Raw genomic sequence first — 7,244 nt, forward strand, 5'->3', positions numbered from 1 at the left:
GGTATGATTAAACTTAACAGAAAGCAGACATCGAAAGTGGTAAAAATACCGATTAAAATTTTATACCGATTAATTCCAGTGAATGCCATTTTCAGTATGAACTGTGACTGATTTTTTGTTCAGGCACATCAAGGTGCCTGTCACAATTTCACGTTCACTGTTCTGAAAACTCACGACATCATTTGGCTAAAAGACACCGGGATAAGCGCCTCCGTCGATAAGAATATTTTGTCCTGTTATATAACCGGCATGGGTACTACATAAAAATGCACAACAGGCTCCAAATTCTTCTGGAATTCCAAATCTTCCTGCGGGAATTTTCTGGCTACGTTGCATTGCCATATTTTCCGGTGAATCACCATATCTTAATGCTTTTTGTTTAAATGTTTGTCTCAAGCGCTGAGTCTCGAATGCTCCGGGTAATAGATTATTTATAGTGACATTATTTCTCATCAATAAATGAGATTTTGCCAAACCACTAACGAAAGTTGTTAGCCCACCTCGTGCTCCATTTGATAATCCCAACTCATTTTGAGGTGCTTTAACTGTACCAGAAGTAATATTAATGATGCGTCCAAAACTACGGTCAGCCATTTTATTGATCACTGCTTGGATCAGAGTTATTGGTGTAAGCATATTGGTGTTAATTGCCTGATACCATATATCATGACTCCATTCAGAAAAATGACCTGTTGGCGGCCCTCCTGCATTTGTGATAAGGATATCCACCATAGGTGAAGCTGTTAACACTGCCTCTTGTGTTTCCGGTTGAGTTATATCACCCGATATCCATCTTATCGACACGGCTGAATTTATCTCTTGCAACTGTAGCGCTGCCATTTCCAATTGTTCAGTTCGTCGTGCGTTAATAACAACATTTACACCTTCTGCAACTAACGCCGCTGCGCAAGCAAAGCCCAGACCTTCGCTGGCTGCACATATAACAGCCCAACGCCCCGTTATTTTAAGATCCATATTCTCTCCATATAAGAATAGTTCTACAAACATCAGTTTTCTGTTTCAGACACCCAATACTGGGTACAAGCTATTAAAATGAAACAAATCAGAGCAAGAGCAAAAAGTCCCCACATCAAGCCAGTCGCAGTCGTTGTATGACCACTGGAGAAAAACCATAATACAATAGCGGCTCCGGCCATTTTGAGTGCCCCCTGCAAAGCGCTACCCGTTCCTGATAATTCAGGATGACCATGTAAACTTATCCCGAGTAATAAAGGGGAAGATAGCCCACATCCCAACCCTATTGCTAAACTATAAATAATGATGAAGCCAATTGATAATATCTGAGTGAAGTGAATAAAAATGAGCGCTATTACCGTGAATGACAGTAATAATGGCAAAGATATTTTAAGAATGTATTCAGGTGTAGCGTGTGATAATCCTTTTTTTGTTAACAATGAACCTATTACAATTCCAGCGGAATAGATTATAAACAAATATCCGTTCTGTGATGACGATAACCCAAATTGGGTCTGGAATACGAAAGGACTGGCAGTAAAATAACCAATGGTAATGGCAAATAAGACAGCAGAGACAACACTGTATACAACAAAATTAACATCTGATAATAAAATTCGAAAACCAGCCAGTCTACCATTGCGACTTGATCTCATCGGAGATGTTTCCGGCAGTGTCATTTTGACAAAAATCGCACCTAATAACATCATGATGGCTAACGCGATAAAATTAAATTTCCACGGCAGATACTCTGTGATATATCCCCCAATAATGGGGGCAAAAGCAGGAGAAACTTGTGATGCCATAGAAAAAATTGCCAGTGATTTTGATAATTCCGTCTTATCCCTAAAAGTATCGCTGAGTATTGCTCTACTAATAACTGGGCATCCACCTGCACCAATTCCCGTCAGGAGTCTGAATAATGAAAGTGTGTGAAATGATTCTGCGGTAGAAGTTAGATAGTTACCAACAGCAGAAAATAATAAGGAAAATATGATTACAGGAATACGCCCGTATTTATCAGAAAGTGGGCCATAAAAAATCTGAGATACTGCAAAACCAAGGAGATAATAAACAACCAAGCTCTGTGCCTGATTGTCTGTTATTGCGAGCGCTATTTTTATAATGGGAAGTGCTGGATTATAGAGGTCTATAGAAAACAATCCGAGTACTAAGATAACGCACGAGTTGATGATAATGAGTTTTGATCTCATGCCATTGCTCCTTTCATACAAGAGGGAGTGTTTTTATGCGTCCGTTGTATTCCTTATTTGGCGTAGCGTGTTGACTATCACATTTGATTTCAATCAAAAAAGGGGCGTTTTGCTGCATAATCCCGGCTAGGCATTCCTGTAATTGTTCAGGAGAATTCACGCAAAAGCTATTTACCCCTAATCCCTTAGCCAGTTGACACCAATCATAATTAGGAATTTTCGTCAGATCCGCTCTGTTATCTTTATTATTAAAGTAGCTTGCGGCATAAGAAGCATTGTTGAAGACAATAAAAAGTATATTACGATGGTATTTTGATGCAGTGGCTAACTCCATTCCCTGCATTAACATACAACCATCACCTGTGATTACCATACATTTCCTGTCCGGTGCTGCGAAGCTAGCGCCTATTCCGGCTGGAATACTCCAGCCCATAGGCCCGAGTGTAGTAGCGGATAAGTATGCTTCAGGTCTGCGGGCGACCCAATAATGACCAAAGAATGAACGATGCGCACCAGAGTCTACACTGACAATTCCATTTTCTGGGAAATGTTCTTGGAGAATATTGATATAGGATGCGGGGTGTCTTTCTGCATCACCTGTTGCACTAAAATCAATAGGAAAATATTTGGGAACGGTACTGAGGTCTTTTATCCATTTTTCCCGTGTTAGGCATCCAGCTATGAGCGTATTATGGTAATACTCGCCAAGAGTATCCAGAAAAGCACTGCTATTTGCAGTAACCCCACAAGTAATATCAAGGTATTTACCAAGATATTCAGGATTTGTATCAACCTGAATAGTTCTACCAGAAAGTTGCAATTCTGGAGACCAGAGCATTGTGCTCCATTGGGTTGTATCTACCCCCAATAAAATAATGCCCTCCAATCCCGGATCTTTAAATGCTTCAATAGCTCTGGGGCTACCTGAATAACCATAAATACCGAGCGACAGAGGATGATCCTCTGGAAATATCCCTTTACCACTAAGTGTTGTTGCTACTGGAAAATGATACTTTTCTGCAAATGCTAACAACATATCAGCAGTTTCAGATGTTTTACTGCGTAACCCCGCGAGAATAATGCAATTATGATTTTTACTTATGAATTGTCCAAGTTCAGGCGAACATATTTTATTAATATCTACTGGGCGATTTTTCCAGGAATCAGAAACAGTTGAACTAATATCGAGGCGATTTCCATCATATTCATTTAAAATTTCCTTACTTACTCCCAGATACACTGGACCTCTTTCAATTCCTTTCATTGCCCTGAGTGATTCTCTCAGAAACCGACTAATTGATTGACCCGCTTTAACTTCAAATGTTGCGCGAGTTACTGGAGAAAAAATCACTTGTTGATTAATCCCAGATTGGGTACTGTCCTGTAAAACATTGTGCATTTCCATTGTCGATGAAATTTGCCCAGCTAAAAGTAAAACAGGGAAATTATCTGTATAGGCAGAAGCTATACCTGTCAGAGTATTCGTAACACCTGGACCACCAATGACCAGACATATACCAAAATTGTCAGAGACACGGGCATATCCTTCTGCCATATAAGCAGCCCCCGTTTCACAGGCGGTAACTACTGGAGCAGGAAAAACATCTAATACTGAATCATTATCTTTCGGGTAACATTTCATGAATGCATTTATAAGCTTGCCTGGCACCATAAAGAGATGAGACGCACCTAACTGGCGTAGTTGCCTCAATATATAAGATGCTCCACTTTCTTTCTGCTTATGATCTAAATATGTCATCGTTCATAGCCCTATAAAGTGTATATTTTGTGTTTTCATTATTTTTAATGAATCTTGATGAAATGAGTCCGGGTATCGAACATTAGGCATATCTGCAAAATAAGGTTTTGGGCTTTTGGGTAAATAATCGGAAACATGCATACTATGTTGTGCTCGATCCCGAAGATATTGTAGGTATAGTTCATTATGTTGCTTTGATGCAGAAACTGTCCACTGTAACGCTAATTTTGTGTTATCAGGCGCTTTATCAGGATAAGTACTTCTGTGAGTTATTCTATTATCCCAAAGAATAAGATCACCAGCCTTACTCATGATCACTTTTTCGTATGCTTGCGGAGTATTTAGCATTTTCTTCACAGTGGTTTGATTCAGTCGATGAGAAAAAGGAATTAATGTTATTCCTCCTCCATACTCAGGATCATTATCCTGCAAATATATAGCACATTGCATAAATTGTAATGGTGCATATAGGTTGATTACCTCATCCGATAAAAAATACGCATCATTGTGCCAAGGAATATAAACACTCTCCCGAATAGTAAAATTAGGAAATAAAGAAAAAGATTTTCCAAAAATTTCCTTGATAACTGTAACTGATTTATCATTCAAAATAGCATGAAATACTTCAGTGTTTTTTAATATATCTGTTGGCAAAAGAGTAGAAAGATTATTTATGTTTGATGTTTCTTTATAAAAATTCCTGATAATTTCAATTTCTTCTTTTTCTATTGCTTCAGGTATTACAACATAGCCCATTTCCTGCATTTTTTCCTTGAAATTCATATTGATAACCTTATCTAAATTAATAAACCGATTCTGATTGGAAAATCATTTCTTTGAACGTAATACCAAGTTGCTCAAACTCTTTAAAGAAAGATGGGAATGAACAATGAACATCTTCATAACCATCAATAAAATTGGCTTGTTGGCAACGTAATGATGCGACAAATAAGGACATAAAAATACGATGATCCCCCCAACTGGAAAGCCTGCAATCTCCTGAATAGGATGATGTTCCATGAATTTCAAAACCATCATAAACACCATTTATAATCAAAGGCTGAATGTTGACACCCAACTTTTGTAATTCTTGTACCATTGCTTTTATTCTTGGCGATTTGTGAAGGCGGGTAATAGATCCGCCAGTAACTCTGAAACAACCATCGACATACATTCCTATTGAAGCCAGCGTAGGTACAATATTAGGGCAATTACTGACATCAAATTCATAACATCCAGTTAATGAACCTTTTCTATTAATCAACCTAATTTCGTTTTCCTGATCATTTCTAATAACATCCAATCCCATTTCTTCAATAAATGTCAGAATAGCCTGCTCACCTTGCAAGCTTTTGCTGTTGATATTTTTTAGTTTAAGGTCACATGGAAATAAAGTTTCTGCGGCAACCAAGTAAGAACACGAAGTATAATCACCCGTTATTGTATATTCATTAGGATGATATTCACCAGGAAATACCGTAATTTTGGAAAAGTTTTCATTATGCTGGAATTTGATGCCAGCTATAGTAAGAACCTCTAGTGTCTGCTGAATATATGATAATGATAAGATCTCTCCTTTGATTTTTATTGTAGTACTTTTTTTAGCAAGGGGAGCGGTGAAAAGAATTGCTGTAATAAATTGAGAACTAATATTTCCTTCGATTTCACACTCACCACCAATATATCCCCCCCAATTTATAAAAGGTGCTTTTCCGTTCATATGAACACTGGAGATATTTCCCCCTAAATCAGCAAGTGCATTCAATAAAGGCTTCATGACACGTGCTCTGAGAGTAGCATCACCAGAAATCACAGACGGTGTATCGCTATGGCAAGCTAAAGCAGTTATTACACGAAAGACTAATCCCGAACCGATAGCATCAATAACATTATTACTAGGTATAATTTTGCCACCAGTACCATATATAATTAATCGACTAGGCTCTTCAATAATTTTTGCTCCAATACTACGACATGCTTCCTTCATTGTGGCTGTTTCTGAACAACGCAAATCATTATTTATAATTGATTTTCCATCAGACAAACTGGCAGCTAAAATCGCGCGTTGGGTTTCTGGTTTCGATGACGGTATATAGGCAGAATGAAGTATATAGCTAGATGGACTAACTGCTAGGTATTTTACTAAAGACATAGGCTTTCCTTTTATCTTTTACTAATATAATAAGTAAATAAATCTTTGATTTAATAATTCCCTGATTCACATCTATGTGAAACTCAATAACAAACATGTTTATAGATTTCTACCAGTTTATTTTTTATAGCATCATTGCATTTCTCACTTATTTCTCATTATGTAAATTCGAATAATTCCATTTCATAACTATTAAACCATTCTTAATATAGTATTTCGTAAAATATATTTTTTCCAATTTCTTTTAGTTATCGGGTGATAACTATCTTTTATCAGTAAGTAAATTATTTAATTTAATTTGATATATAAAAAATATTTATATATCAAATGCAGTTAACTAACATATATATGGATTTAATTTTAATTAAAATTTATATTCATATAAACCGTTTAGAACGAGAGTGATATAAATATATTTTTATTATCACCATTGAATACTATTTTTGTATCCAGTGTAAAAGTCCTCGAAAATTACAAGTCAGGACTATTCATCGTTCCAAAAATATTGTTTCACATGCTCTTCCAGCACTTTTGTTGCTGTAAACCATATCATAGAGAGCCCTCGGCCTTTACCCAGATATTTTCTGGAGTAACAGGACTGGATAGTACTGTCCGTTGTAGAAAATTTTTGCCCATTGGTATCAGCCAATATCTTATTATCGATGAGATCCCCTCGTCTGAAGATGGGTAATGAGTGGATATTCCACGTTCCACAGGACCCCGATCACATAGTTATCTATGCTCCCGGGGATTCACTCCCTTACTGTCGCGATGCATTTTGAAATCCATAGGGTATAGAAAGCATACGTCGAAAGTGGTAAAAATACCGATTAAAATTTTATACCGCTTAAAATCCGATGTTAAAACAATGTGTTTTAATAACAGTTTAAACCCTGCCAATCATAAAGCCATCAGTGAAAAAACTTGAATATGTTAATGCTTATATAATCAGGGAAAATAAATAACAATATGAATGGATTAATCAGTTAATCTGTTTTCTTAAAGGGACTGGCTTTAATAACGTTTTCAATCGGTAAATAGATTTTCTCATAAAAAATCAAATAATTGATTGTGGAAAATTGGTATAAAACCCCAAAAAAATGATTTAAATTACAGTATCTGAGTCGGGTTACTTACAGCGTTA

The 7,244-nt window shown here is 36.7% G+C and carries 5 protein-coding genes; all 5 read right to left on the reverse strand.

All coding sequences use genetic code 11. The annotated features are described in order from the left end of the window. Positions 1-186: 186 nt before the first annotated feature. Genes LGZ98_RS11590 through aroA form a run of 5 tightly spaced genes read right to left on the reverse strand, consistent with a single transcriptional unit; the run spans position 187 to position 6,100 of the window. Positions 187-975 carry an SDR family oxidoreductase gene (locus LGZ98_RS11590; RefSeq protein ID WP_113043305.1) on the reverse strand — a complete coding sequence of 263 codons (789 nt, stop codon included), beginning with the start codon at positions 973-975 and terminating at the stop codon, positions 187-189. Positions 976-1,007: 32 nt separating this feature from the next. Then, entirely contained in the window at positions 1,008-2,189 is a 1,182-nt protein-coding gene (locus LGZ98_RS11595) for a Bcr/CflA family efflux MFS transporter (RefSeq protein ID WP_113043306.1), read from the reverse strand. Between the two features lie 13 nt (positions 2,190-2,202). After that, the gene (locus LGZ98_RS11600) at positions 2,203-3,948 is read right to left on the reverse strand and encodes a thiamine pyrophosphate-binding protein (RefSeq protein ID WP_113043307.1); all 1,746 of its coding nucleotides are present in this window, start codon (positions 3,946-3,948) and stop codon (positions 2,203-2,205) included. Between the two features lie 3 nt (positions 3,949-3,951). Continuing rightward, positions 3,952-4,731 (reverse strand): phytanoyl-CoA dioxygenase family protein, encoded by a 780-nt coding sequence (locus LGZ98_RS11605; protein WP_113043308.1) that lies wholly within the window; start codon positions 4,729-4,731, stop codon positions 3,952-3,954. A 19-nt stretch (positions 4,732-4,750) separates the two neighbouring features. Further along, positions 4,751-6,100 (reverse strand): 3-phosphoshikimate 1-carboxyvinyltransferase, encoded by a 1,350-nt coding sequence (aroA, locus tag LGZ98_RS11610; protein ID WP_113043309.1) that lies wholly within the window; start codon positions 6,098-6,100, stop codon positions 4,751-4,753. Positions 6,101-7,244: the final 1,144 nt, after the last annotated feature.

The organism is Photorhabdus kayaii, assembly GCF_025384895.1.
Classification (GTDB): Bacteria; Pseudomonadota; Gammaproteobacteria; order Enterobacterales; family Enterobacteriaceae; genus Photorhabdus; species Photorhabdus kayaii.

Excerpts from the sequence above, each read along its gene's own strand:
- LGZ98_RS11590 (WP_113043305.1), bottom strand. The coding sequence starts at position 975 with ATGGATCTTAAAATAACGGGGCGTTGGGCTGTTATATGTGCAGCCAGC.
- LGZ98_RS11595 (WP_113043306.1), bottom strand. The coding sequence starts at position 2,189 with ATGAGATCAAAACTCATTATCATCAACTCGTGCGTTATCTTAGTACTC.
- LGZ98_RS11600 (WP_113043307.1), bottom strand. The coding sequence starts at position 3,948 with ATGACATATTTAGATCATAAGCAGAAAGAAAGTGGAGCATCTTATATA.
- LGZ98_RS11605 (WP_113043308.1), bottom strand. The coding sequence starts at position 4,731 with ATGAATTTCAAGGAAAAAATGCAGGAAATGGGCTATGTTGTAATACCT.
- aroA (WP_113043309.1), bottom strand. The coding sequence starts at position 6,100 with ATGTCTTTAGTAAAATACCTAGCAGTTAGTCCATCTAGCTATATACTT.